The 26260-nt window shown below is 34.8% G+C and carries 24 protein-coding genes and 1 tRNA gene; 11 read left to right on the top strand and 14 right to left on the bottom strand.

Going from position 1 to position 26260, the window contains the following annotated elements; translation table 11 throughout:
* Window positions 1-9: 9 nt before the first annotated feature.
* The 5 genes from dnaN (at window position 10) to rpoD (ending at window position 6371) form a co-directional block, all read left to right on the top strand.
* Entirely contained in the window at window positions 10-1113 is a 1104-nt protein-coding gene (gene dnaN / locus KGI96_RS10250) for a DNA polymerase III subunit beta (protein ID WP_211597313.1), read from the top strand.
* Window positions 1114-1125: 12 nt separating this feature from the next.
* Window positions 1126-2220 carry a DNA replication/repair protein RecF gene (gene recF, locus KGI96_RS10245; protein ID WP_211597312.1) on the top strand — a complete coding sequence of 365 codons (1095 nt, stop codon included), beginning with the start codon at window positions 1126-1128 and terminating at the stop codon, window positions 2218-2220.
* A gap of 185 nt (window positions 2221-2405) precedes the next feature.
* Window positions 2406-2621: a 30S ribosomal protein S21 gene (rpsU, locus tag KGI96_RS10240; protein WP_211597311.1), complete on the top strand. Its 216-nt coding sequence runs from the start codon at window positions 2406-2408 to the stop codon at window positions 2619-2621.
* Window positions 2622-2722: 101 nt separating this feature from the next.
* Window positions 2723-4462 carry a DNA primase gene (gene dnaG / locus KGI96_RS10235; protein WP_211597310.1) on the top strand — a complete coding sequence of 580 codons (1740 nt, stop codon included), beginning with the start codon at window positions 2723-2725 and terminating at the stop codon, window positions 4460-4462.
* 73 nt (window positions 4463-4535) lie between these two features.
* A complete protein-coding gene (rpoD, locus tag KGI96_RS10230) occupies window positions 4536-6371 on the top strand; it encodes an RNA polymerase sigma factor RpoD (protein WP_249111397.1) in 1836 nt (611 codons plus the stop codon).
* Window positions 6372-6440: 69 nt separating this feature from the next.
* Here rpoD and uvrD read toward each other — a convergent pair whose 3' ends face one another.
* Window positions 6441-8627, bottom strand: a complete 2187-nt coding sequence (gene uvrD, locus KGI96_RS10225; RefSeq protein ID WP_211597308.1) for a DNA helicase II — start codon at window positions 8625-8627, stop codon at window positions 6441-6443.
* A 288-nt stretch (window positions 8628-8915) separates the two neighbouring features.
* Between uvrD and KGI96_RS10220 the strand changes: the two genes are divergently transcribed.
* Window positions 8916-10175, top strand: a complete 1260-nt coding sequence (locus tag KGI96_RS10220; protein WP_211597307.1) for a SulP family inorganic anion transporter — start codon at window positions 8916-8918, stop codon at window positions 10173-10175.
* Between the two features lie 93 nt (window positions 10176-10268).
* On the opposite strand, the gene asnB is transcribed toward KGI96_RS10220, so the two are convergent.
* A complete protein-coding gene (asnB, locus tag KGI96_RS10215) occupies window positions 10269-11852 on the bottom strand; it encodes an asparagine synthase B (RefSeq protein ID WP_211597306.1) in 1584 nt (527 codons plus the stop codon).
* 245 nt (window positions 11853-12097) lie between these two features.
* Between asnB and menB the strand changes: the two genes are divergently transcribed.
* A complete protein-coding gene (gene menB / locus KGI96_RS10210) occupies window positions 12098-12955 on the top strand; it encodes a 1,4-dihydroxy-2-naphthoyl-CoA synthase (RefSeq protein ID WP_211597305.1) in 858 nt (285 codons plus the stop codon).
* Between the two features lie 72 nt (window positions 12956-13027).
* On the opposite strand, the gene ompA is transcribed toward menB, so the two are convergent.
* The 4 genes from ompA to accB form a co-directional block, all read right to left on the bottom strand.
* Window positions 13028-14098: a porin OmpA gene (gene ompA / locus KGI96_RS10205; protein ID WP_211597304.1), complete on the bottom strand. Its 1071-nt coding sequence runs from the start codon at window positions 14096-14098 to the stop codon at window positions 13028-13030.
* A gap of 419 nt (window positions 14099-14517) precedes the next feature.
* On the bottom strand, window positions 14518-15480 hold the full coding sequence (locus KGI96_RS10200) for an IS30 family transposase (RefSeq protein ID WP_213156442.1): 963 nt from the start codon (window positions 15478-15480) through the stop codon (window positions 14518-14520).
* Window positions 15481-15997: 517 nt separating this feature from the next.
* Window positions 15998-17341: an acetyl-CoA carboxylase biotin carboxylase subunit gene (gene accC, locus KGI96_RS10195; RefSeq protein ID WP_211598765.1), complete on the bottom strand. Its 1344-nt coding sequence runs from the start codon at window positions 17339-17341 to the stop codon at window positions 15998-16000.
* A gap of 16 nt (window positions 17342-17357) precedes the next feature.
* Window positions 17358-17822, bottom strand: coding sequence for an acetyl-CoA carboxylase biotin carboxyl carrier protein (accB, locus tag KGI96_RS10190; protein WP_211598763.1), 465 nt, complete (start codon window positions 17820-17822; stop codon window positions 17358-17360).
* Window positions 17823-18138: 316 nt separating this feature from the next.
* Between accB and KGI96_RS10185 the strand changes: the two genes are divergently transcribed.
* Complete coding sequence (locus KGI96_RS10185; RefSeq protein WP_211598761.1) at window positions 18139-18495, top strand: diacylglycerol kinase; 357 nt, start codon at window positions 18139-18141, stop codon at window positions 18493-18495.
* Window positions 18496-18593: 98 nt separating this feature from the next.
* Here the strand turns inward: KGI96_RS10185 and KGI96_RS10180 are convergent, their stop codons facing one another.
* The 3 genes from KGI96_RS10180 to KGI96_RS10170 form a co-directional block, all read right to left on the bottom strand.
* Entirely contained in the window at window positions 18594-18890 is a 297-nt protein-coding gene (locus KGI96_RS10180; RefSeq protein WP_213156475.1) for a hypothetical protein, read from the bottom strand.
* 150 nt (window positions 18891-19040) lie between these two features.
* Window positions 19041-20306 carry an HlyC/CorC family transporter gene (locus KGI96_RS10175; RefSeq protein WP_211598757.1) on the bottom strand — a complete coding sequence of 422 codons (1266 nt, stop codon included), beginning with the start codon at window positions 20304-20306 and terminating at the stop codon, window positions 19041-19043.
* Between the two features lie 121 nt (window positions 20307-20427).
* The gene (locus tag KGI96_RS10170) at window positions 20428-21201 is read right to left on the bottom strand and encodes a cytochrome C assembly family protein (protein ID WP_211598755.1); all 774 of its coding nucleotides are present in this window, start codon (window positions 21199-21201) and stop codon (window positions 20428-20430) included.
* A 188-nt stretch (window positions 21202-21389) separates the two neighbouring features.
* On the opposite strand from KGI96_RS10170, the gene KGI96_RS10165 reads away from it, so the two are divergent.
* Window positions 21390-21479 (top strand) — tRNA-Ser (locus KGI96_RS10165).
* Between the two features lie 53 nt (window positions 21480-21532).
* Here the strand turns inward: KGI96_RS10165 and hpaC are convergent.
* The 3 genes from hpaC to KGI96_RS10150 all read right to left on the bottom strand — a co-directional run bounded on the left by hpaC (window position 21533) and on the right by KGI96_RS10150 (window position 22991).
* Entirely contained in the window at window positions 21533-22015 is a 483-nt protein-coding gene (hpaC, locus tag KGI96_RS10160; RefSeq protein ID WP_211598746.1) for a 4-hydroxyphenylacetate 3-monooxygenase, reductase component, read from the bottom strand.
* Between the two features lie 10 nt (window positions 22016-22025).
* Window positions 22026-22346: an HI1450 family dsDNA-mimic protein gene (locus tag KGI96_RS10155; RefSeq protein ID WP_211598744.1), complete on the bottom strand. Its 321-nt coding sequence runs from the start codon at window positions 22344-22346 to the stop codon at window positions 22026-22028.
* Window positions 22347-22436: 90 nt separating this feature from the next.
* Window positions 22437-22991: a DUF2799 domain-containing protein gene (locus KGI96_RS10150; protein WP_211598742.1), complete on the bottom strand. Its 555-nt coding sequence runs from the start codon at window positions 22989-22991 to the stop codon at window positions 22437-22439.
* 151 nt (window positions 22992-23142) lie between these two features.
* Between KGI96_RS10150 and dapD the strand changes: the two genes are divergently transcribed.
* Window positions 23143-23964: a 2,3,4,5-tetrahydropyridine-2,6-dicarboxylate N-succinyltransferase gene (gene dapD / locus KGI96_RS10145; protein ID WP_211598740.1), complete on the top strand. Its 822-nt coding sequence runs from the start codon at window positions 23143-23145 to the stop codon at window positions 23962-23964.
* Between the two features lie 113 nt (window positions 23965-24077).
* Here dapD and bamJ read toward each other — a convergent pair whose 3' ends face one another.
* Entirely contained in the window at window positions 24078-24707 is a 630-nt protein-coding gene (gene bamJ, locus KGI96_RS10140; RefSeq protein WP_211598738.1) for a BamJ family beta-barrel-assembly machinery protein, read from the bottom strand.
* 198 nt (window positions 24708-24905) lie between these two features.
* Window positions 24906-25796: an autotransporter outer membrane beta-barrel domain-containing protein gene (locus KGI96_RS10135; protein WP_213156473.1), complete on the bottom strand. Its 891-nt coding sequence runs from the start codon at window positions 25794-25796 to the stop codon at window positions 24906-24908.
* Here KGI96_RS10135 and KGI96_RS10130 point away from each other — a divergent pair.
* Window positions 25783-26244, top strand: a complete 462-nt coding sequence (locus KGI96_RS10130) for a hypothetical protein (protein WP_213156471.1) — start codon at window positions 25783-25785, stop codon at window positions 26242-26244. The genes KGI96_RS10135 and KGI96_RS10130 overlap by 14 nt on opposite strands.
* Window positions 26245-26260 lie beyond the last annotated feature (16 nt).

Genomic DNA, 26260 nt, shown 5'->3' with positions numbered 1-26260 from the left:
GGAATTGTTATGCAATTTACTATTACACGTGAAAAATTATTAAAACCATTACAACAAGTTTGTAGCGTTTTAAACAGTCGCCCAACATTACCCATTATTAATAATATTTTATTAGAAGTAAAAGGTAATCTATTATTTTTAACTGGTACAGATCTAGAGGTTGAATTAACGACTCAAGCAGAGTTAGAAGAACATCTACAGACTGAGGAAAAATTAACTATTCCAGCTAAAAAGTTTTTAGATATTTGTAAAAGTTTACCCGAAGATAGCCTAATTTCAGTTAAATTTGAAGAGGATCGAGTGCTTATTCAAGCCTCTCGTAGTAAATTTAATTTAGCAACTTTACCTGCAAGCGATTACCCAAGCTTAATGGATTGGAGTTCCGATGTTGATTTTAATATTGAACAAGCAACATTAACTCGCCTCATTGATGCCACACAATTTTCTATGGCAAATCAAGATGCTCGTTATTTTTTAAACGGAATGAAATTCGAGACTGAAGGAAATTTATTAAGAGCGATCGCAACAGATGGTCACCGTTTAGCTGTTTGTACTATGCCATTAGCTCAAGAACTTCCTTCTCACTCGGTAATTGTTCCTCGTAAAGCAGTAATTGAACTTTCTCGTTTACTTATCCCAAATGATGAAACGACTCGTCTTGAGATTGGGGCAAATCACATTCGCTTTTCTATGAATAAAATCGTATTTACGTCTAAATTAATTGACGGTCGCTTCCCTGATTATCGTCGAGTTTTACCTCGTAATGCAGATCGTATTTTAGAAGCAGATACTGAAACATTAAAACGAGCATTGGTGCGTGCCGCTATTTTATCTAATGAACGTTTTCGTGGTGTTCGCTTATTATTAACGAATAATTTACTCAAAATTACGGCTAATAATCCAGAGCAAGAAGAAGCAGAAGAAATTATTGATGTTGCTTATCAAAATGTAGAAATGGAAGTAGGTTTTAATGTTAGCTATTTGTTAGATGTCCTTAATACCTTAAAATGCGAAAGAGTACGCATTAATTTAGTGGATTCTTCATCGAGTTGTCTCATTGAAAACTGTGACAACAGTAGCGCAGAATACGTTATTATGCCAATGCGTTTGTAATAATTGTAAATAATGCCTTTAAGCCGTCTGATTATTAATAATTTTAGAAACCTTAATGCCGTGGATCTTGAATTAAGCCACGGCTTTAACTTTTTGGTTGGAGAGAACGGTAGTGGTAAAACAAGTTTATTAGAAGCTATTTTTTATCTTGGACACGGACGATCATTTAAAAGTAATATAACGAACCGTATCATTAATTATGATAGTGAACATTTTATTTTGCACGGAAAAATAGACCAAGCTAAATATCACTGGAGTGTGGGATTACAAAGAAGTCGTCAAAATCAAACTATTCTCAAAATAAATGGTGAAGATGGAAATAAAATGGCCGATCTTGCCCATTTATTACCAATGCAAGTCATTATGCCTGAAGGTCTTACATTATTAAATGGAGGACCAAGTTATAGAAGAGCCTACCTTGATTGGGGACTTTTTCATTTACACACTCACTTTTATACGCATTGGACAAACCTCAAACGTTTATTAAAACAACGAAATGCTGCTCTCCCTCAAATTCGTTATTATCAAGAGTTGCTTCATTGGGATAAAGAGCTCGTAAATTTAGCTCTAGTTGTCAGTAAAATGCGAGCAGAATACGCAGAAATACTTTGTCCTGAAATTGAAAAAACGTGCCAGTTTTTTTTGCCAGAATTAGAAATTTCAGCAACATTTTATCAAGGCTGGAATAAAGACCAAGATTATGCAACCATTTTGGCACAAGGTTTTGAGAGAGATAAATCTATTGGTTATACAATGATTGGACCTCAAAAAGCAGACTTTCGTTTTCGAGCAAATGGATTACCCGTTGAAGATGTTCTATCTCGAGGGCAGCTAAAACTATTAATGTGTGCATTACGTTTAGCTCAAGGAGAGCATTTAATACAACAAAAAGAATGTCAGTGCCTATTTTTAATTGATGATTTTGCTTCAGAACTCGATGCAAATAAAAGAGAATTACTGACTCACCGTTTACGAAGAAGCAACTCACAAGTATTTATTACTGCTATCAATAAAGAACAACTGCAATATATGGATTGGCAAAAAAATAATACCGATAAATTATTTACGGTTAAAAATGGTAATATTAGGCCTCTTTCACCAAAATAATGAAATTTAAAGAATAAAAAGATAATTTTTCCTTTGGGAGAAACGTTCCCTAAAATAATTAGTTGAGATCTTTCTTTACATCTGTTTTCCTCTGAGCTAAAATAACCTACCTTTTTTAGTCTATTGTCGCCATTATTTAAGCGACATTTTATTTTAAACATATTATTTTTCTGAGGTGATGGCTTATGCCAGTAATTAAAGTTCGTGAAAATGAATCATTTGACGTTGCATTACGTCGTTTTAAACGCTCTTGCGAAAAAGCAGGTATTTTAGCAGAAGCTCGTGCTCGTGAATTCTACGACAAACCTACAAGTATTCGTAAACGTGAAAAAGCATCTTTAGCTAAACGTCACGCTAAACGTAATAATCGTGAGAATGCACGCAACAATCGTTTGTACTAATTTAGATTTATTTTCAAGCGAAATTCTAGAACCGTGACTCTTTTATAAGATCACGGTTTTGGTGTTTTTAGTTTCTAATTAATTTAACATAAGAAGAATTGATGAAAGGTCTTATTCCTCGTTCATTTATTGATGATCTCATTGCACGTACCGATATAGTTCAATTAATTGATTCTCGTGTGAAATTAAAAAAAGCAGGACGAAATTATCAAGCCTGTTGTCCTTTTCATCACGAGAAGACTCCATCATTTTCAGTCAGTCCAGCAAAACAGTTTTACCATTGTTTTGGTTGTGGAGTAAGTGGCAATGTAATTTCTTTTCTTATGGAATATGATAAATTGGAATTTGTAGAGGCCATTGAAGAACTCGCTCAACTATACGGTTTAGATGTACCAAGAGAGAATACTTCTTTAAATAGTACACCAACAACGAGTTATAAGACAAAAAGAAATCTCTATGAATTGATGGAAGAAATTGCAAAATTTTATCAAGATCTCACCGCTTCCAATCCTCATAGTTTAGTTTATTTGAAAGAAAGAGGACTTTCCAACGAGATTATTAAACGTTTTGAATTAGGTTTTGCTCTCAATTCAATGGACAGTGTATTACAGCGATTTGGTAAAAATCGTGATGAAATAGAAAAACTTCTTGATGCTGGAATGCTCTCTAAAAATGACCAAGGAAGAGTTTACGATCGTTTTCGTAATCGTATAATGTTTCCCATTCGAGATCGTAGAGGACGAATAATTGCATTTGGAGGACGAGTTTTAGGTGATGAAAAGCCAAAATATTTGAATTCTCCAGAGTCGGCGATTTACCATAAGGGAAATGAACTTTATGGATTATATCAAGCTCTACAACTTAATGACAAACCTGAGTTTTTGATTGTGGTTGAAGGTTATATGGATGTCGTTGCCCTTGCTCAGTTTGGGGTAAATAATGTGGTTGCCTCACTGGGCACAGCAACTACAGGAGAACAACTTCAACAGATGTTTCGACATACAGAGCAAGTAATTTGTTGCTATGATGGCGATCGTGCAGGAAGAGATGCTGCTTGGCGAGCCTTAGAAAATGCACTACCTTATTTAGAAGATGGTCGTCAGTTAAAATTTATATTTTTACCAGATGGTGAAGATCCTGATTCATTTGTTAGACAACAAGGAAAAGAGGGATTTGAGAAAAATTTAACAAAAGCTCAATCATTAAGTGATTTTTTATTTAGTTCATTATTAGCCAAAGTAGATCTTTCGACTAAAGAGGGAAAATCAAAATTAGCGGCATTAACCCTTCCTTTACTCAAACAAATTCCAGGGGAAATGTTTCGTGTTTATTTACGTAATATTTTAGGGCAGAAACTCGGTATTTTAGATTCAGCACAATTAGAATCGATGCTACCTCAAACACAACAAACAACAACACAAAAAATTTCTCAGTCTAAAGTTGAGCAAACACCAATGCGATTATTGGTTGCATTGTTATTACAAAACTCTCATTTAGTGCAGCTTGTACCTAATTTACAGCCACTAAAAGAGCTTAATATTGCAGGTTTGGAACTTTTTGAAGAACTGGTAGAATTATGTAAAACGCATCAAGGAATAAGTTTGGGAGGAATTTTAGAATATTATCGTGATAAAAAATCATTTAAAACCCTTGAAATTCTTGCTAACTGGAACCATCTAGTAGCACCTGAAAATGTAGAAAGCGCTTTTTTAGAGACCCTTGATTTTTTTTATAAAAAATTAGTTGAAAAACAAATAGAAGAGTTAATTGCAAAAGATCGTACAATAGGGCTAAATACGATCGAAAAAAAAGAACTGGCTTTATTAATTAGCCAACAATAATTTAGTATTAACAATAATTTTAAAAGTAGTGGTATAATCTACCCTCTTTTCTAGCATAAATGTGGATATCAGAATGGAAAAACAATCTCAACTTGAACTGCTTATTACTCAAGGCCGTGAACAAGGATACTTAACTTTATCAGAAGTTCACGATCACCTACCTGAATATTTGGTAGATGCTGAGCAAATCGAAGATATCATCCAAATGATCAATGATATGGGAATTAAGGTTCTGGAAACAGCACCTGATGCAGATGATTTAATGTTATCTGAAAATATCACTGATGAAGATGTGGTAGAAGAAGCAACTAAAGTCCTTTCCACCGTAGAATCCGAACTGGGTAGAACAACTGATCCTGTACGTATGTATATGCGTGAAATGGGCACCGTTGAACTTCTTACTCGTGAAGGTGAAATTGATATCGCAAAACGTATTGAAGAAGGTATTAATGAAGTTCAATGTACCATTGCAGAATATCCAGAAGCATTAACTAACTTAATCGCTAGCTATGAGCAAGTTGAAGAAGGAACAATGCGAATTACGGATCTCATTACTGCCTTTATTGAACCAGATATTGAAGAAAGCGAAGTTGCCGATGATACCTTTATCGTTCCTGAAGAAGAAAATAGCGATATTCCTGAAGATGACGATGATGAAGATAGTGATGATGACAGCGATGATAATGCTGATGATAATGGTATTGATCCTGAACTTGCTCGCCAAAAATTCTACGCATTACGCGATCAACATAAAAAAGCACTTTTAACCATTCAAAAGTATGGTAGAACAAGTAAAAAATCAAAAGAGCAAGTAAAAGCCCTTTCGGAAATTTTCCGTGAATTTCGTCTAGTACCAAAACAATTTGATCTACTTGTTGCCCAAATGCGTACTATTATGAAACAAGTTCGCAAAGAAGAGCGTCAAATATTACGTTTAGCCGTTGAGTATTCAAAAATGCCAAGAGGTGCATTTTTAAAAGCATTCCAAGGTCATGAAACGGATGATGCTTGGTTAATCAAAGCGATTGAATCAAACAAACACTATTCAGAAAAATTAGGTTTGAATGCAGAAAAAATTCGTCTCAATATGAATAATTTAAAACATATTGAAGAACAAACAGGATTAACTATTAAGCAGATTCGAGTGATTGGTGGACGAATTGCAGAAGGCGAATTAAAAGCTCGCCGTGCGAAGACTGAAATGATTGAAGCAAACCTACGTTTGGTTATTTCTATTGCTAAAAAATACACCAACCGCGGCTTACAATTCTTAGATTTAATTCAAGAAGGTAATATTGGTTTAATGAAAGCAGTTGATAAATTTGAATATCGTCGTGGGTATAAATTCTCAACTTATGCAACTTGGTGGATCCGCCAAGCGATTACTCGTTCAATTGCCGATCAAGCACGTACTATCCGTATCCCTGTGCATATGATTGAAACGATTAATAAATTAAATCGTATTTCTCGTCAATGTTTACAAGAAATGGGACGTGATGCGACACCTGAAGAATTAGCAGAAAAAATGGGAATGCCTGAAGATAAAATTCGTAAAGTTCTTAAAATTGCTAAAGAGCCAATTTCAATGGAAACACCCGTCGGTGATGACGATGATTCACATTTAGGGGACTTTATCGAAGATACTGCACTTGCACAGCCACTAGATTCTGCAACATCAGAAAGCCTACGTTTAGCAACTGGTGGAGTATTAGAGGGTTTAACACCTCGTGAAGCCAAAGTATTACGTATGCGTTTTGGTATTGATATGAATACCGATCATACGTTAGAAGAGGTGGGTAAACAATTTGATGTAACACGTGAACGTATCCGTCAAATTGAAGCAAAAGCATTACGTAAACTACGTCACCCAAGCCGTTCTGAAACGCTGAGAAGTTTCTTAGATGAATAATGATTAATAAAGTAAAAATAAAGGACATTATAAAATAATTAATGTCCTTTGTTATTTTTTACCTTCGCCTTACACTTTTTCTAGCTTCGCCATTTTAGCCACTAACCACTTAATGCCATTTTGAACAAAGGCAATTTGTAAACGTGTCTGTTCACCAGATCCTTCTACATTAATAATAGTCCCCTGCCCAAATTTACTATGTTGAACTTTTTGACCCATTTGCCAACCTGTATCTTGTGATATTGAAGAGGAGGAAGCGGTACGATGTTGTGAACTTTTTACAAAATTTGCAGGGCGGTTGATTGTGCCACGTAAACGCACCACTTGAATATGTTGTTCTGGTAGTTCTGAAATAAAACGTGATGGAATATGACGTTCTTCTTTACCATATAAACGGCGATTTTCAGCATAACTTAAGGTGAGTTTTTTCTTGGCTCGAGTAATGCCAACATAAGCCAAACGGCGTTCCTCCTGCAAACGATCTTCTTCAAAACTTCGTCCACTTGGAAAAATACCTTCTTCTACACCTACGATAAATACACGTGGGAATTCCAAGCCTTTGGCTGAATGTAATGTCATTAATTCAACATAATCTTGATGAGGTGAAGCTTGAGACTCTCCCGCTTCCAATGAGGCGTGAGTAAGAAATGCGGTTAAATCTGTCATATCTTCCGCTTCATCAGGTTTAGTAAATTGACGTGTTGCAGTGACTAATTCCCCTAAGTTTTCAATACGAGCCTCACCTTTTTCACCTTTCTCTTTTTGATACATATCTAATAAACCTGAGCGGTTGATGACAAATTCGGTTTGCTCAAAAAGGGGCATTTCTGAGGTTTCAATATCGATGGTATTGATCAATTCAGTAAAGCGTAATAAAGCATTAGCAGCACGTCCTGAAAGTTGCTCTTCTTGTACGGCGACCTGTACAGCTTGCCACAGTGTAATTTGACGAGTACGAGTCAGTTGTCGCAAAATATCTAGGGTACGATCCCCAATCCCTCTTGTTGGCGTGTTCACGACACGTTCAAAAGCAGCATCATCTTGTCGATTGGATATTAAACGTAAGTATGCCAGTGCATCTTTAATTTCTTGGCGTTCAAAAAATCGCATTCCACCATAAATACGATAAGGAATATCCGTTTGAATTAAGGCTTCTTCCATCACACGAGATTGGCTATTGCTACGATAAAGAATGGCACATTCATTTAATTCGCCGTCATTTTTACACCATTGTTTTATTTGTGAAGCAACATAACGGGCTTCATCTAACTCATTAAAGGCTTCATAAATTTCAACAGGATCACCGTTGCCGCTATCTGTCCATAAATCTTTTCCTAGTCGGTTTTTATTATTTGAAATAAGGGCATTCGCACTATGTAATATATGCCCCGTAGAACGGTAATTCTGCTCAAGACGAATTGTTTGTGAATTAGGATAATCCTCTAAAAAGCGTTGAATATTTTCAACTTCTGCTCCTCGCCAACCATAGATAGATTGATCATCATCGCCAACCACAATGACATTGCCAGATTGTCCTGCTAATAGCCTAATCCAACAATATTGAATGTGGTTGGTATCTTGAAATTCGTCAATCAAGATATGTGGAAAGCGTTCTTGATAACGTTTTAAAATCAGAGGCTTATCTTTAAATAATTCATAAGCTCGAATTAATAATTCAGCAAAATCTAACAAACCCGCACGATTACAGGCATCTTGATAAATTTGATAAATTTTTATCAGTCTTTTTTCATTGCTATCATTTTGATGATCGATTTGATGCGGGCGTAACCCTTTATCTTTTTTACCATTGATGTACCACATCACTTGTTTTGGGGGGAAGTTTTTCTCATCAATATGATGTAATTTGAGTAAACGTTTAATTAAGCGATGTTGATCTTCTGAATCCATAATCTGAAAATCTTGCGGAAGATTGGCATCCAAATAATGAGAGCGTAGTAAACGGTTTGCAATACTATGAAATGTACCAACCCACATTCCAAATAGACGATGATTAGAGGATGAAAGCGTATGCTCAATACGATGACGCATTTCTGTCGCTGCTTTGTTGGTAAAAGTAACAGCAAGAATATTGGATTCAGGAATATTTTCAACGCCAATCAGCCACGCAATACGATGGGTTAAAACTCGTGTTTTACCACTGCCAGCTCCTGCAAGTACTAAATAGTTACCCACAGGGGCAGCGACTGCTTCACGTTGCTTTTCATTCAGTCCATCTAATAATAATGAAAAATCCATCCTTTACCTCAAATTTTTTTATATTTGTTATTTTGCATCTGTTTTTTTATACAGTAATTGTTTGGCATTATAGATCAAAGCGGTAAGATGTTGCAAAAAATTTGCAATTATTTTTTACTGGGTTTTCATTATTTTTACTTTTTTTCCCTTTTTTTAGGCGTATAATACCCGATCATTTTGTGATTAAATTTTTATTTTTTCACCCCTTTATAATTACTTGATAACTTTACTATTATGATTTCTTCATCTAAAAGCAATTTTTCAATTTCTAATTTATATACCAATATAATGGCAGCATTAGTCGTGAGTTTTGTTGCCTTGAGTTTAGGTGCGTCTTTTGGCTTATTATCAGGACGTGGGGCATTATCAGGTATGATCGCCGCCGGTGTGATTGCCTTTGTGACATCTTTATTTGGTGGAACAAGAATTCAATGTTCAGGACCTACTGCACCAATGTCAGCGGTGGCAATTGCAGTTTTAGTTTCTGCACAACAATTAAGTGCAAACCAACTTGAAGGGATGACCGTTAATCAAATTTTTAATTTTACCGTTATTTTAAGCGGTTTTATGTTAGGGTTTGCCGCATTGTTTCGTGCAGGTAATTTAATTAAATGGATTCCAAATAGTGTTATTTCAGGTTTTATGTCTGGAATTGCTGTGCTAATTTGGATTGGACAAATAGAACAATTATTTGTCATTGATGGTCTTTGGGTGTTTAATAAAACGGCTCTACTTAATAGCTTAATTGCACTATTAACTCTGGCTATTATTCTTCTTTTTCCTAAAACAAAAAATAAAACTTTCCGTCGAATTTTAGCTTTTTTCCCTGCCACATTAATGGCAATTATAATTAGCACTCTGGTTGTACATTTATTTAATATTCCGATTGAAACTATTAATATAGATAGCAGTGTACTTTCAGTCTCTATCAGTGAATGGGTGCAGGCTCAAGTTCCAACACATATGTCTTTTGAATTGTTGATATTTGCACTTCCTTTAGCATTTCAGCTAGCATTATTATGTTATCTAGATACCTTAATGACGGCTTTGGTAATGGATAAAATCAGTGGTGAAGATACTCAACGTAATCGTGAGCTTGCGGCTCAAGGTTTAGCAAATGCAGCGGCTGCCTTACTTGGTGGCTTACCAGGTGCTCAGGCAACTATTCGTTCTGTACTAATTTTAAAAGAAGGAGCAACATCAAGATTTGCGGGGATTTTAGTGGGTGTTTTTGTGATTGTGGAAATTTTTGTTTTCCTTGATTGGATCAGCCTTATTCCAAAAGCGGTATTTATAGGAGTGCTGTTTAAAGTCGGTTACGATGTATTTGATAGAACAGTTGCACGAGAAATTGGCAAATTATTATTAGGGCGAAAAGCATTACTTTCTAAGAAAGATGTACCATTAATTGTATTAACCGTATTAGTCACACTCTTTGTGAATTTGAGTGTTGCCGCAATTGGAGCAACAATTTTATTCTATATTATTCAAAAATTAACCAATAATAGTTTACCTGATTTGAATAAATTATTGGTTAAACACGATTGATAATTTGAAAAAATATCCAAAAATTTACAACTAAAAAAGTGAGCAACATTCAGATGCTCACTTTTTTGTAAATTTTAATAAAAATCTAACCGCTTACTTGCCACTATCTCCATAATTTTTAAGAACTCGTGCTGATGGATCGTTGACATTACAGCCTTCCCACTCTTTATTCGGCATCCAGAAATCTTTAATCCACTCTGCTTGATCTGGATAAAACTTTTCAAAAATATCACGATAAAGCAAGCTTTCTTTGGTAAATGGTGTGCCGTGTAAATATTTTTGTTTAGCATTTTCTAGATCTTCATCAGAATATTTACTTTCTGCAAATTCTTTTAAATGATCCACCATTGAGTGACCAACAGCATCGGAAAATGCGGCTTTTTCACGGTATAAAATACTATCTGGTAAATAATCTAAACCCTCAAATGCTCGGCGTAATAAGTATTTCCCTTTACCGTATTTATTCATTTTACGTTCAGGGTTGATACTCATTGCATAATCTACAAAATCAATATCACTAAATGGTACACGAGCCTCAATTGAGTTTGCTGATAAGCAGCGGTCCGCACGTAATACATCGTACATATATAATTCGCGGATACGTTTTTGTGACTCTTTTTGGAATTCTGCTGGTGTTGGAGCAAAATCGGTATATTTATAACCAAAAATTTCATCACTTACTTCGCCCGTTAAAAGCACTTTAAGATCGGTATTTTCACGGATATATTTACAAATCAAGTACATTCCCATACTTGCACGAACTGTCGTAATATCCCAAGTTTCCAAGTGCCAAATTACTGTTTCTAATGCTTCTAACACATCTTCTTTAGTCATAATCACTTCAGTATGTTCACAACCTAAAAAATCAGCCACTTCTTTAGCATATTTTAAATCAATAGGATCCGTTTCCATTCCTACAGCAAAGGTACGAATTGGTTTATCTAAATGTTTTTGAGCAATCGCACAAACTAATGATGAATCTAATCCGCCACTTAATAAAAAGCCTAATGGTGCATCGGCGTGTAAACGCTTAATTACCGCTGCTTCTAATTTTTCTTTTAAATTTTTTGCAATAGTTTCAACATCTTGATCGATAATCACTTTTGGATCAGCAATATCGTTATAACAAACAAACTTACCCGCTTTATAATAATGACCTGGAGGGAATGGCACAACATCACGACAAAATGAAATTAAACCCTTCGCTTCTGACGCAAAAGCAATCGCACCTGTTTCTTTATCGTAACCATAAAATAGTGGACGGATACCCATAGGATCACGACCAGCCATAACTTCACCTGTTTTATGATCAAACATTACCAGTGCAAATTCAGCATCAAGCATTTTCATCATTACATCAATGCCTACGTGTTCATAAAGTGGAATTAATACTTCACAGTCACTGTGTGAATGGAAATTATAGGTATCTTTTAAAATTTCAGTTAAATATTCAAAGTTATATATTTCACCATTACACATTAATTTTACACCATTATGTTCAAATGGCTGGTTACCATTATTGGTCATATCCATAATAGATAAACGGTGAAATCCCCAAATTCCTCCATCATCAACACTGATACTTTGATGATCAGGACCACGATGGAAAGTTGAATCATAACTTTTCTTAAATACTTCACTCATCTCTTTTGCTGATGAATATACAAAACCACACATTTTTTATCTCCAAATTGATTATTCTTTAACTTAGTTATTTTATTTTAAATAAAAATAATCAAAATGCAATTATATTTACTAAAATTACCCAAATATTGCCAATAAGATGAATATCATTTAATTTAACGCCGCTTTTATTAGATATATAATTCTTTTATAGATAAAATCCCTTATTATTTAGACTATCGTTAAAAAAGAAAAATTCCGTTATAATTCTTTCACTTTTAACAAAATAAGGAATAATTATGCAAAATCCAAATGATGATGTACTTTATGCACCAATAGAGTGGCAAGATTATAGTAAAAACTATACTGATATTTTATATCACAAATCAACGGATGGAATTGCCAAAATTACGATTAACCGTCCTGAAGTCCGTAATGCTTTTCGACCACAAACGGTCAAAGAGATGATTCAAGCTTTTGCAGATGCCCGCTTTGATGAAAAAATAGGAGTGATCATACTCACTGGTCAAGGTGAAAAAGCATTCTGTTCAGGTGGTGATCAAAAAGTACGTGGAGACTACGGTGGCTACAAAGATGATAGTGGTGTGCATCATTTAAACGTACTTGATTTCCAACGTGATATTCGTACTTGTCCAAAACCAGTTGTTGCAATGGTTGCTGGCTATTCTATTGGAGGCGGTCACGTATTACATATGATGTGTGATCTAACTATTGCAGCAGAAAATGCTATTTTCGGTCAAACGGGACCAAAAGTAGGGTCATTCGATGGTGGCTGGGGAGCTAGCTATATGGCTCGTATTGTTGGGCAGAAAAAAGCCCGTGAAATTTGGTTTTTATGTCGTCAATATAATGCACAAGAAGCATTAGAAATGGGATTAGTCAATACTGTTGTTCCGTATAGCGAATTGGAAAAAGAAACCGTAAAATGGTGTCGTGAAATACTACGTAACAGTCCAATTGCGTTACGTTGCTTAAAAGCAGCTCTAAATGCAGACTGTGATGGTCAATCTGGCTTACAAGAACTTGCCGGCAATGCCACGATGTTATTTTATATGACAGAAGAAGGACAAGAAGGGCGTAATGCATTTAATGAAAAACGTCAACCCGACTTTAATAAATTTAAACGTAACCCTTAAATTTAATAGTTTGTTACTACCAATAAAAAAGCCCACTAATATGGGCTTTTTTGTTATTCTTAAAAATACTAATTACATAGTAATTTTTTTAACGCCTTGAACTCGAACTTCAACACGACGATCAGGTGCTAAACAAGAAATTAATGCTTTACGACCTTTTACTTTATCACAAGTATTACCAGTTGCTGGGTTTGTTTCACCATAACCAACTGCTGTAATATTTGCAGGTTGAACACCTTTAGATACTAAGTAGTTTGCTACTGTTTCAGCACGACGTTGTGATAAATGCATATTAGATTTTTCAGAACCAATACGGTCAGCATAACCACTTACTTTAACTGCTGGAGTTTCTAAACCTAATGCATTGATTTCAGCATTTGCTGAATCTAACACTTCAGTTGCTGCAGGTTTTAAGCTTGCTTTACTAAATGCAAACAATACATCTGAGCTAAATGCAAAGTTTTTAGTTACCACTTTAGGTGCTTGAACTTGACCAAAACGGTAAGAAATACCTAAGCTAACTGAACCGATATCTGGACGGAAATCTATACGGCTACCGTCACCATCTTTTAATTTACCAACATTGTTAACCCATTGATATTCTAAACGAGTCGCTAACTGTGGTAATGAAGGTAAGCTATATTCTAAACCAGTAGCAAATACTGCTGAAACTCGGTTTGAGCGTTGACTTGGTTGAGCTTTGCCCATAAACAGGTTATCTTTAAAGTTATAGTCTGTACGTACTAATGCAGCACCAACACGACCATAAACATCTAAACCGTTAAGAACCTGATAGCTACCTTTTAAGCTTAAAACAGGACCACGGTTTTTAATTTTTGCAACACTTTCAGTTTTATTTCCTTTAGTGTTACGTAATTTTGCAGAACCAAAATCATCGTATGCTAATTCAGTCGCTAAACCAAATTTACCATTATTAAAAATTTGATAGCCACCAAAAACACCATAGGCTACTGAGTTTTTGTGAATACCATTAGGTGGCACATCTAATTGGTTTAAACCATCATGAAATGATGACCAACCTGCTTTTGCACCCACATAGAAAGTATTTTCTTGTGGAGCTGCTTGAGCAACGCTTGCTAATGCTAAGCTAGAAATAGCTAATGCAATTACTGATTTTTTCATATTGTTTTCCTTTTAAAAACTAAAATATTGCGGATTTTTATTTTATTATAAAAATTCCTTAGTTATCTTTATTATACTGCACACTACACATTATAAACAAAACACGGCTTTCATTATACAATAAAAAATATTTTTATCAAATTGTTTACAATTGAAATAACTATACAGCCCAGGGCAACAACAAACTTTTACCTATTGATTTTTAGAAATTAATAATTATTATGTAGATACTATTAAAAAAATAAGCATAAAAAGGGTACATGTTGAACTGGATGTGACCGTTATATTTTATTAATTTTTAAATAACCCATTGATGTATAAGAATGTTATATAGACAGAGCATACCCTGTCTATATATAAAATATTAAATTTGTAAATTTTTGATTTGATCTATCTGCTACATTTATTCCTAGGCGGATTCAAGTTTGAAGTGCAACGCACCCAAATCTAGATTTTACCTCAAGAGGTGTTTGATAGCCTAATACTTTTCTTGGTCTATTGTTTAAATTATCTTCAATAGCTTTAATCTCATCATCAGTTACTTTATCTAAAGTGGCTGATTTTGGTAAAAATTGCCGAATAAGCCCATTCGTATTTTCATTTGTTCCACGCTCCCAAGAGTGATATGGTTTTGCAAAATAAATCGTTGTCTTTAATGACTTTGCAATCTCTTCGTGTTGTGCAAACTCTTTACCATTATCAAAGGTAATACTTAATGGATTTTCACCTAAAAGCATTTCAATACAAGCTTCTTTAACTCGTTCAGCCTTACGGTTAGGTAAACATTTTATTTTAGTTTCTCGACTTACCCTATCAACCAAGGTAACTAGCACTCCACGATGATGTTTACCTACAACGGTATCACCTTCATAATCCCCTAAGCGTTCTCTATTATCAACAGAAGCAGGACGTTCTGTAATATCAATTCTATTTGCTATTTGACCACGTCTATCTTGATTAGCGTAACCTCGTTTTCTGTAGGTTTTCTGACAACGTAGGTGCTGATACAGCTTTCCTCCTGCTTGTTTATCCGCATAAATATATTGATAGATTCTTTCGTGACTAGGCACATTAGTCCACCCAAGAAAACGTAGTCTCCCTGTAATTTGTTCAGGAGAGTATTTCCTTGATAATAACTCCTCTATATATGCCCAGCCAAAATCACTAATTGTTTGAGCATTATTTGCTTTTCTAGAGACAGCGAGGTTATTTGCTTGTTTAGGGCGGTAACCTCGTTGTCCAGTATTACGTTTTAGTTCACGGTATATCGTTGCTTTGTGAACGCCAATGATTCGAGAAATTTCACTTTTTGAGATTCCTGTTTTCATTAGAGCAGAAATTTGATATCTTTGTTCTTGTGTAAGATGTTTGTAGTGTTTCATAACGTTTTGATATGTGGTAGTTGAAAATCGAAGTGCAACACTGCACATCTTACATTTCAATTACTATTTTTCAAACGTTGCACTTCGTTTTTGAATCTAAGCTAATAATATTTTGTGGGGATTGTTATATTGAGCAACGGGGAATATGTACAAACTACATTGACTAATTTACCCTGCTGCACAATACACATCAGCCTATTACTTACAAAACTAATTCGATCTGAACAGGGCAAGAGCATACTAAAAACTCATTATTCACACCTTTGGGTATTTTAATAACACACTGAGTTTTAAGTAAATTTATAGAAACGTAGCGTGTGAATTAGCCCCCTGTACAACACACAAATGCCCTCCTCTGCTTGCGGAGGAGAGCTAGGGTGAAAGATAATTTATGTTTTTGGATTCTTTTGGAACACTATTGCTATTAATTTTTAAAAATCAATAGGTAAAAGTTTACGGTTTCCCTGTCGCTCTGAAAGGAAAATAGAGCTTTTTATTGACAAAAACATTTGAATAATTATTTAATTCCAAGCTTTTCTTCAAGGTAATGGATGTTCATTCCGCCTCGAAGAAAGTTTTTATCACTTAATATGTTTTGGTGTAATGGAATATTCGTCTTTATTCCATTAATAATAGTTTCTGAAAGTGCAATTTTCATTCTACGAATAGCAATGTCTCTTGTTTCGCCATAAGTAATAAGTTTTGCAATCATTGAGTCATAATAAGGAGGAACAGTATAATTAGCATAAATGTAGGAATCCCAGCGAACACCTAATCCACCAGGTACGTGAAGACGCGTAATTTTCCCCGGTGATGGTAAAAAACTACTTGGATCTTCAGCATTAATTCTGCACTCAATAGAATGACCTCTTACTTTAACTTGCTCTTGAGTAACGGATAAAGGTAAGCCTGAAGCAATGCGTAACTGCTCTTTTACTAGGTCAATACCTGTAATCATTTCAGTGACAGGGTGTTCTACTTGAATTCTGGTGTTCATCTCAATGAAATAAAACTCACCATTTTCATATAGAAACTCAAATGTTCCAGCACCACGATAACCAATTTCAAGACAAGCATTTGCACAACGCTCACCAATAAATCGACGCAGTTCCTCTGAAATCCCTGGTGCGGGAGCTTCTTCCAATACTTTTTGATGGCGACGCTGCATTGAACAATCACGCTCAGCTAAATAAATAGCATTACCGTGCGTATCAGCTAATACCTGTACTTCAATATGACGAGGGTTCTCAAGATATTTTTCCATATAAACCATATCATTATTAAAAGCGGATTTGGCTTCTGATTTTGTCATTGCAATGGATTCAGCTAAATGCTCTTCGTTGCGTACAACTCGCATTCCTCGACCACCACCTCCACCAGAGGCTTTAATAATAATAGGATAACCTATCTCGTTAGCTATTTGCTTATTTTTAACAATATTATCACCGACCGAACCATTAGAACCAGGCACACAAGGAATGCCCGCCTTTTTCATCGATCTAATCGCTGATACTTTATCTCCCATTAAACGAATAACATCTGCAGACGGTCCTATAAAGGAGAAACCTGAACGTTCCACTTGCTCTGCAAAGTCTGCATTTTCAGATAAAAACCCATAACCTGGGTGAATGGCATCTGCTCCTGTTACTTCAGCGGCGGCAATAATAGCAGGGATATTTAAATAGCTTTTTACAGATGATGCAGGACCAATACAAATCGTTTCATCAGCCAGACGTACGTGCTTTAATTCTCTATCTGCTGTAGAGTGTACGGCAACCGTTTGAATATCTAATTCTTTACATGCTCGTAAAATACGCAATGCAATTTCACCACGATTAGCAATAACAACTTTTTTTAACATTTGTATATCCTAATGATTATTCAATAACAATAAGAGGTTGATCAAATTCAACGGCATCACCGTCGTTTACTAAAATAGCTTTTACTATACCTGCTTTATCTGATTCGATTTTATTCATCATTTTCATTGCTTCTACAATACAAAGTGCATCACCCACATTAACATTTTGCCCAATCTCTATAAATGGCTGAGCCTCGGGGCTTGGGCTACGATAGAAAGTCCCTACCATCGGAGACGCAACAGTATGACCAGATATAATTTGTTCTGTTTGAACTCCTGTTATCGTACTCTCTTGAGATATCTCCGTTTTTTCCGTAGGAACTTCAATTGTTTGAGTATTAATATATTGCTGAGGTTGTGATATAGCTTGTGCAACACCACGACTAATACGTACTGAACCATCTTCTTCAGATACTTCTAATTCTGTAATACCTGATGCTTCGACAAGCTCTATAAGTTTTTTGATTTTGCGAATATCCATTATAATGAGATCCGTTTAAGTTAAATTGAAAATAAAAAACACCACTTCATATTAATAAAAATTAAGGAGAAATGGAGGTGTAAAATAAAGTTTCTTAAGGTTACCTGAAATTACCCTAGTTTAACCGAAATTACCACTATTTCGTAACTGATCGTAGCAGTTTCTCCTAATTAAGGCAATTTTTTATAAAAATTTTGCAAATTTTTATAAAGATCATACCACTTTATTTTAGTAAAACTTATTTGTATTTGGCTACCATTATTGAATAGACTATAATAGCATTTTTTACTCATTAGCAACAAACTTAAGGATAATTATGCAAAAATATACTGGATTAACTCATTTTCTTAAAGCTGCTGGCTACTCTATTCAAGGTTTAAAAGCTGCATTTAAATATGAAGCGGGATTTCGCCACGAAATAGGCGCTGCACTTATAATGTTTCCCTTAGCATTTATTTTAGGTAATACAAATATAGAAATTGCATTACTTGTTGCTTCAGTATTAATGGTTTTTGTGATTGAATTGCTCAATAGTGGTTTAGAAGCAATCGTTGATCGTGTTGGCAAAGAGTATCACGAACTATCAGGACGAGCTAAAGATATGGGATCCGCTGCTGTGTTTATGGCAATGGTCACCTGTGGAATTGTTTGGGTAATTATTTTATTTTTTTAATACAGGGTAGTTATCATAGCGGTATGATGTAAACTATTTTTTGCAAATTTAATGTAAAAAGTTCGTTAATTGGAAATCGTGTGCCAAATACGGACTCCTTAAGGTGGGGTGGCTGTTTTTCCCTCTAGATATGCTGTCGCTTTTTTGTATTTTTCTAAACGGTTTAAATCTTTTTGAGTAATATTTTTAATTCGTTTAAGATTCATATTATCCCTTAAATCACTGAGTTTTACCGCTTTTGACATTTCATTTTCTTTAAGTTGTGAAAGGTATTCACTGTACTCTTGAGCCTCTTTTTTAGTGACAAGATCGATGGCTTTTATAATGTCTTTATCAAAATAGTTTTCTAAATTCGTCAAAGTATAATCACTGTCTTCAACAACATCGTGTAACAATGCAACAATCTTTTTTTGTATCCTTTAACCCCAAACATTACCCTAATTGGATGGGTTATATATGGTTTTCCAGCTTTATCAAACTGCCCTTTATGAGCATCTAAAGCGATTAAGAATGCTCTTAATAATTTCATACATAACCTCTCTATTTTATGATTTCGACAATGTTTCAACCCTTGCTTGCTTAACCATATTATCAGCAACTTCCAATACAGTGACTTTCAAGTTATAGAAAGTAAATTGCGTATCTTCATCTGGGATGTTTTCTAGGTGTTCCATAATCAAGCCATTAAAGGTTCTAATATCTTCAGCGGGCAAGTTCCACTTAAAGAGTTTATTTAAGTCACGTAAATTCGCTGACCCTTCAATAATAACTGAACCATCTAGTTGCAGTTTCACTTCTTGCTCAAGAGTGGGTGAAGTTGAGGTGGTAAATTCACCAATAATTTCTTCTAAAATATCTTCAAGAGTAATTAAACCTTTAATATCACCATATTCATCAACCACTAATCCAATACGCTCTTTGTTTGCTTTGAAATTGATAAGTTGTGCCGTTAGTGGTGTGCCTTCGGGAATAAAATACGTATTATCCAATGCTCGCACTAGCGTTTCTTTACTAAATTCATTTTTTTCAAGCATAAAACGAAACACTTCTCGAACTCGGAGCATTCCCAATACATTATCATCAATGCTTTCTTTATAAATCACAATGCGTCCGTGAGCCGCACCTTTAAGCTGACGTATAATAGACTTCCAATCATCATCAATATTAATGCCATCAATATCATTACGTGGCACCATTACATCATCAACCGTCGCTTTTTCTAAATCAAGAATTGAAACCAGCATATCTTGGTGCTCTGTAGGAATATATTTGCCCGCTTCTAATACTACACTACGCAATTCTTCAGCACTTAATCCTGTTTTTTCCCCCGATTTAATTCGCATTAATTTCATTAAAGAGCTAATAATAATGTTCATTAAAAAAATCAATGGTGTAAGTATTTTTTTTAGTGGTGTTAAAACATAACTTGCAGTGAAACCGACTTTTTCAGGATAAATTGCAGCAATGGTTTTAGGTAAAATTTCTGCAAAAACAAGCATTACAAGGGTAAGCAATCCTGTTGCAATAGCGACGCCTGCATCACCAGACAAACGCATTCCAATCATAGTAGCAATGGCAGAAGCAACGATATTGACAAGATTATTACAGATTAAAATTAAACTTAGTAGAATGTCTGTTTTTTCAAGTAATTTTTCAGTTTGGATAGCGGCTTTATGTCCTTTTTCAACAAGATTTCGCATTTTATAGCGGTTAAGTGACATTAACGCAGTTTCAGAACTTGAAAAGAATGCAGAAAGAAAAAGTAGTAGCACAAGAGTAATAAAAAGCGTACTCAAGGGTATGGTTTCCAAAATTTAAAATCCTATATTAGTTATATCATCAAGTGGTAACATATTTTTATTATTTTTAATAATTGAGTTTTTGCAAAATTTTATAATAATGTGACCGCTTACCTAAACATTTATTTGGTAGCTATATTCGACTTCCGAAATAGCCTACAGTAAGTAAGATCATACCTGAAATTGAATAAATTAGCACTCGTTTTCCTCGCCAATGTAACTTCCATTGTCCAAAAAGTAAAATAGCATAAATAATCCAAGCCATAAAAGAAAATACTGTTTTATGTATTTGATTATTTGAGAAAACTTGTGGTAAATAAATCATACCTGTAATCAACGTGAGAGTTAATAAAACTTGGGCGATAAACGTCAAAGAAAATAGATGTCGCTCAACGGTCATCAATGGGGGTAAATGTGAACTAAAAGAGAGCTGTTTATTTTTTAATTTAAAATCAATCCATTTCAATTGAAATACATAAAGCAATGCAATAAAAAACATTGCATAGGAAAGCATTGCAATTGAGATATGAAATAATAAACTTATATTTTGAGAAAAATATTTTGCAGTCTCTCCTGTAATAAAACCTGAAAGTGCGACACTCACAATACTTAAAATATAAATGACCAACAAAGGTAATAAACTTGTTTTCCATTTTGTAATGGCAAAAGTCATCATTAGGCTCATTAATAAACAGATAAATGAAACAACATTTATTATAGTTAGCCTAAATCCAAACATAGTAGAAAGTTGATTAGAGAGGGTAATAAAATGAAGCAGTACTGTCAATATTCCGAAACCCAGAATAACGGTAGTATTTGGTTTATTTGTATTTGTTTTTATGATAGTGGGCGTAATCCAAAGTATCGCCGCTACATAGGTAATAATAGTTAAAATAACAAACAACATTTTCTTTTTCTCTACAATAAGATAGGTGTATTAAATTACCATTTTTAGTCCTGTTTTTCTATCTAAAAAGAGAAAATTATATATAAATAAAGATGAAGATTGATGAAAAACAATGCAAACAGACATTTTTTTTATTTTTCTTCTTGACGACTTTTCGTAATATCTATATTATTCAACACGTTTTCAACGGAGGAATGGTCGAGCGGTTGAAGGCACCGGTCTTGAAAACCGGCGAGGGTTTAAATCCTCCGTGAGTTCGAATCTCACTTCCTCCGCCACTTATTCTAAACCACTGATAAGAAATTATCGGTGGTTTTTTTTATGGAAATTTTTAATCTAATATAGCGGTACTGAAACGACGGTTAAAATAAGTTAAAACATTGCCTATTGTGGAATTAATCTCTGTAAGCTGCAAAATAAATACGGTATGAGTACCCACTTCATAACAATTAACAATATTTCCCTGCAGAGTTGAAACTGCCTCTTTTAGTGCAGGTTGATCACTGTCTTGCCATATATCCCATTCAAAACGTTGTTCCATTGTTGAATCCAGCATATTTGCGAAATGTTTAGCAAGTTCTTCTTGTTGAGGCATTAAGATGTTGATACAGGCTTTACCATTTTGCTTAAAAATATCGTGAGTACCACTCTCTTTGTTGATACAAAATAATACTGTAGCAGGTGTATCACTTACAGAACAAACTGAAGATACTGTTAATCCAACTTTACCCGCGTCTCCTTTTGTGGTAACAATACTAACCGCAGTGGGTAAATTTGCCATCGCATTACGAAATTCTAATGAAAAATCACTCATTTTTATCCTCTTATTCTTTCCAAATTATATGATATTCACGATTTTCTGCTTGATGTGAAATTAAAAAACGAGCAAAAACGTTATCCATTTCATCATTATCATTAATCAAACCAATCCAGACTTCTGCAAATGCATCAGGGTCAATTAAAACGCCAATTTCTTGTTCCCAATTTTCACTGGTTTCTACCATTTCTACCGCACCACATTCTTCAAATTGAAGATTGAAAAGTAGAATATCCGCAGGATCAAGATTTTCCCCCGCCATTTCTAAAAAAATATCATAAGCAATATCAATGGCTTCATCTGGTGTTAGTTTTGTTACATTATCCAACTTACTTACCTCTTTTATGTATAATAAACCCCAAATAGGCGGTCACTTTATCAGAAAAATTTGCAAAAATAATTCATCTATTTTAAAAAATTACTTCTTACTTTCTGCTTTTTGAATTTTTTGCTCTAAAACTAAAATTTCTTTTTGTAACTTTAGCATATATTCTCTAGCTTCTTTCTCTGTTTTAAAATCAAGCATTTCTCCTTTAAGTAATTTTTTAAGTTTTTCTTTATGTTGAAAAAGCGTACGTTTATCTTGAGTTAATTGTCTTCGTATTGTGTATTTTTGGTATGCCTTATTATAAACATTCTGTAAATTTTCTGTCTGAGCATTTGGGCAAACACGATTAAATGCGTAACCAAAATTTCCTAATCTAGTAGCATTTTCAATTGTACAATAATGCTTTAAACCATTTTCTCGCCCTTTTTCCCATAAGGTAAAATTAGGAATGATACCCGTTTTAGCACAAGCCTCTTGATGAACATTAATACGATCAGGATAATAACCTGCGACCCCATCATTATAGCCAATTGCTTCCCAATTTCCCGTTAAACATTGCTCTTTTGTGAGTGACGGAGAAGTACAGGCAGTTAATGTAATCATTACACCTAACCAAAAAAGTGCTTTCTTAAATTCAATTTTCATATTATTCCTTTAATTTTCTGTAAAATTTATCGTTGAACTATTGCTGTTTGTTGCAATTTTGACATTATAAATGGATAATGAGATATTGGCTAATAAATAAAGTTGTTTAATTTTATTTCAATTTATTACTCTTTTATAAAAGGAAATATCAATGTCTTTACAAAGCATTATTGAAACAGCATTTGAGCGTTGTAGTGAAATTACACCTGCAAACGTAGATGCAGAAACCAAAGCCGCAATTGAAGAAGTTGTATTAAAACTTGATTCTGGTGAATTACGTGTTGCAGAAAAAATTGATGGTGAATGGATCGTTCATCAGTGGTTGAAAAAAGCGGTATTACTCTCTTTTCGAATTAGAGATAACGTACTTGTTGAAGGTGGTGAAACCAATTACTACGATAAGGTGCCATTAAAATTTGCAGAATATACCCAAGAACGTTTTGATAAGGAAGGGTTTCGCGTTGTACCTTCGGCAACGGTTCGTCAAGGTGCTTATATTGCAAAAAATACCGTATTAATGCCTTCTTATGTAAATATAGGAGCTTATGTCGATCAAGGAACAATGGTTGATACTTGGGTAACTGTCGGGTCTTGTGCTCAAATTGGTAAAAACGTTCATCTTTCAGGGGGCGTTGGTATCGGTGGCGTATTAGAGCCGTTACAAGCAAACCCAACTATTATTGAAGATAACTGTTTTATTGGGGCAAGATCAGAAATTGTAGAAGGTGTGATTGTAGAAGAAGGTTCAGTGATTTCTATGGGCGTATTTATCGGACAATCTACTCGTATTTATGATCGTGAAACAGGTGAAATTCATTATGGTCGTGTACCAGCAGGATCTGTGGTTGTCTCTGGTAGCCTACCGTCAAAAGATGGTAAATATAGCCTTTACTGTGCTGTAATTGTGAAAAAAGTTGATGCTAAAACATTAGGTAAAGTAGGAATTAACGAGTTATTGCGTACGATTGAATAATTATTCCTGATAAGAATACTATTCCACAATAACAAGAAAATTAACACTCCATAAATAAAAAGTCTGCTGATAAATAAACGATCAGCAGACTTTTTTTTCTTAACAAGTTTTTATTATAAAACTTCTAATAATTCTACTTCAAAAACTAACACACTAAAAGGTGGAATGGTTTGACCTGCACCTCGTTCACCATAAGCAAGCTCGTGAGGAACAACCAAACGCCATTTAGAACCTGCTGGCATCATCGTTAATGCTTCAGTCCAACCTTTAATTACGCCATTTACAGGGAATTCAGCAGGCTGACCACGTTTAATTGAGCTATCAAATTCTTGTCCAGTAATTAAAGAACCTGCGTAATGCACACGCACTTTATCTTCTGCTGATGGCACTTTTCCATTACCTTCCACAAGTACTTCATACTGTAAACCACTTTCAGTAACTTTAACGCCTTTTGCTTTTTTATTTTCTTCTAAAAATGCTTTCCCATCTTGTTCAAATTGAGCAAACATTTCCTGTTGAGCTTTCTCTGCTCGTTGTTGTAATTCTTGTAATGCAGCACTGATTTCATTAAGATCAACAGCAGGTTGATTTTGATTTAATACATCAAAAATCCCTTTCATTACTGTTTCAGGTTCAACTTCTAAACCACTACTTAACAATTGCTGACCAATCTGCAAACCAATACCATAACCACCTTTTTCTTCGGTAGTTTCAAATTTCACTGAATCAAAATTTAACGCCATAATTATTTCCTTTTTATTTAAATGAGTTTTATAGATGGGGAATATTTTACAAAAAACAAGGGCATTTTGTAAAAATCTACAACCCAATTGCATATTTTAATGCTCTATTTTTTAATGGCATTAATTTTTCCGATGAAAATTGCTGTAATTCGTTAAATGATTTATTTGGGCGTACACAGTACGCCCCTCAGATCTAACTTAGAATACGCCTTTTAACTGTAATGATGTTCCCCAGCCATTATAACCAAAAGCGGTACTTTCATAGTAAGGTGTAAAACTTAGCATAAATTTAGGGCTAAAGTCATAGCTTAACCCTGCTTGAACACGTCCACGTGTTTTGCGAATTTTCGCTGTTTTACTAAAACTTCCCACTGCTGGCATTGAAACGGCATAAGTTGGTGCATTGTTATTTAGCTGTTGTTCAATTTCTGCACTGGCTAACAGGTTTAATTGTTCTGTTAATGGGAATGTTGTATCAACACCTAAGGCTAAAGCGGTATCTTTATAACTTAATTTTGCAAAACTTGCCGCAAATTCGGCATTTTTTTCCACATAAGCATCACGAGAAACTTGGCGATGACGAAGTGAACTGTAAACAGAAACATTGCCAAAATCATAACCCGTCGTTAATGAAACTGCTGAACCTTTCATTGTATTTTTGTTACTGCCCGCTTCGGTATTCGCCAATAATGGGCGTTCCACTTTCACTTTATCTTTTTGCCACGCCGCTGTGGTTTCCACAAACCAGTTATCGCCTTTCCAGTTGGCAAAAATCCCTAGTCCTGTGTTGCCGTCGGTTTTATACCTTTTAGGTAATTGACGAGATAAACTTTTATCAAAGTTAACCCCTGTGGTAATGCCATATCCCACACCATAAGATAAGCCAAGTCCAACACTGGCAGTAGTATCACCTTTTTGTTTAGCCATATCTTGACGAACACCATAACCTACTTCGCCTTGTTTTAAATAACGGCTTTGTTGTAAACGCTGTAAGATTTGGCTTTGTAATGAAGTCACCCCAATCGCATCATTACCCAAACGTGCCATACTTAACTTGGTATTTTCGACATCAATTTTGGCAACAACCACTGGTTTGGTTATCGGTTTGGCGATATCTTCTATTTTTGCCGCAGGAATAGTTCGTTTAGCGATATCTTCGATTTTTGCGGCTGGGATAGTGCGTTTGGCGATATCCTCAATTTTCGCCGCAGGAATAGTTCGTTTAGCGATATCCTCAATTTTCGCCGCAGGGATAGTTCGTTTGGCAATATCCTCAATTTTTGCTGCTGGAATAACTTTCTTTTCAGGGTATTTTATTTTCCAAAGAACTGCTCCACCACCATCAGCCCTACCACCTGCAATAGTACCATCACTACTTAAAGCCCGAACATCTGAATACCCACTATTATCTGATCTTAATGTGCCTAAATCCGTTTTATTTTGCCAGTTTTTCCCTGACCAAATTATTGCTCTCCTATCAGCGTTATCATTACGAGCCCAACCACCTGCAATAGTACCATCACTACTTAAAGCCTGAACCTTTGAATTCCCAG

Origin of the sequence: Phocoenobacter atlanticus subsp. cyclopteri, assembly GCF_018343795.1 — a bacterium.
In the GTDB taxonomy this organism is placed as follows: Bacteria; Pseudomonadota; Gammaproteobacteria; order Enterobacterales; family Pasteurellaceae; genus Phocoenobacter; species Phocoenobacter atlanticus.
Note: the sequence above shows the minus strand (reverse complement) of the source record. Positions and strands in the feature narration are given on the sequence as shown.

What these genes read in the sequence shown, in the direction of transcription:
- dnaN (WP_211597313.1), top strand. Translation starts at nt 10, where the DNA reads ATGCAATTTACTATTACACGTGAAAAATTATTAAAACCATTACAACAA.
- recF (WP_211597312.1), top strand. Translation starts at nt 1,126, where the DNA reads ATGCCTTTAAGCCGTCTGATTATTAATAATTTTAGAAACCTTAATGCC.
- rpsU (WP_211597311.1), top strand. Translation starts at nt 2,406, where the DNA reads ATGCCAGTAATTAAAGTTCGTGAAAATGAATCATTTGACGTTGCATTA.
- dnaG (WP_211597310.1), top strand. Translation starts at nt 2,723, where the DNA reads ATGAAAGGTCTTATTCCTCGTTCATTTATTGATGATCTCATTGCACGT.
- rpoD (WP_249111397.1), top strand. Translation starts at nt 4,536, where the DNA reads ATGGAAAAACAATCTCAACTTGAACTGCTTATTACTCAAGGCCGTGAA.
- uvrD (WP_211597308.1), bottom strand. Translation starts at nt 8,627, where the DNA reads ATGGATTTTTCATTATTATTAGATGGACTGAATGAAAAGCAACGTGAA.
- KGI96_RS10220 (WP_211597307.1), top strand. Translation starts at nt 8,916, where the DNA reads ATGGCAGCATTAGTCGTGAGTTTTGTTGCCTTGAGTTTAGGTGCGTCT.
- asnB (WP_211597306.1), bottom strand. Translation starts at nt 11,852, where the DNA reads ATGTGTGGTTTTGTATATTCATCAGCAAAAGAGATGAGTGAAGTATTT.
- menB (WP_211597305.1), top strand. Translation starts at nt 12,098, where the DNA reads ATGCAAAATCCAAATGATGATGTACTTTATGCACCAATAGAGTGGCAA.
- ompA (WP_211597304.1), bottom strand. Translation starts at nt 14,098, where the DNA reads ATGAAAAAATCAGTAATTGCATTAGCTATTTCTAGCTTAGCATTAGCA.
- KGI96_RS10200 (WP_213156442.1), bottom strand. Translation starts at nt 15,480, where the DNA reads ATGAAACACTACAAACATCTTACACAAGAACAAAGATATCAAATTTCT.
- accC (WP_211598765.1), bottom strand. Translation starts at nt 17,341, where the DNA reads ATGTTAAAAAAAGTTGTTATTGCTAATCGTGGTGAAATTGCATTGCGT.
- accB (WP_211598763.1), bottom strand. Translation starts at nt 17,822, where the DNA reads ATGGATATTCGCAAAATCAAAAAACTTATAGAGCTTGTCGAAGCATCA.
- KGI96_RS10185 (WP_211598761.1), top strand. Translation starts at nt 18,139, where the DNA reads ATGCAAAAATATACTGGATTAACTCATTTTCTTAAAGCTGCTGGCTAC.
- KGI96_RS10170 (WP_211598755.1), bottom strand. Translation starts at nt 21,201, where the DNA reads ATGTTGTTTGTTATTTTAACTATTATTACCTATGTAGCGGCGATACTT.
- hpaC (WP_211598746.1), bottom strand. Translation starts at nt 22,015, where the DNA reads ATGAGTGATTTTTCATTAGAATTTCGTAATGCGATGGCAAATTTACCC.
- KGI96_RS10150 (WP_211598742.1), bottom strand. Translation starts at nt 22,991, where the DNA reads ATGAAAATTGAATTTAAGAAAGCACTTTTTTGGTTAGGTGTAATGATT.
- dapD (WP_211598740.1), top strand. Translation starts at nt 23,143, where the DNA reads ATGTCTTTACAAAGCATTATTGAAACAGCATTTGAGCGTTGTAGTGAA.
- bamJ (WP_211598738.1), bottom strand. Translation starts at nt 24,707, where the DNA reads ATGGCGTTAAATTTTGATTCAGTGAAATTTGAAACTACCGAAGAAAAA.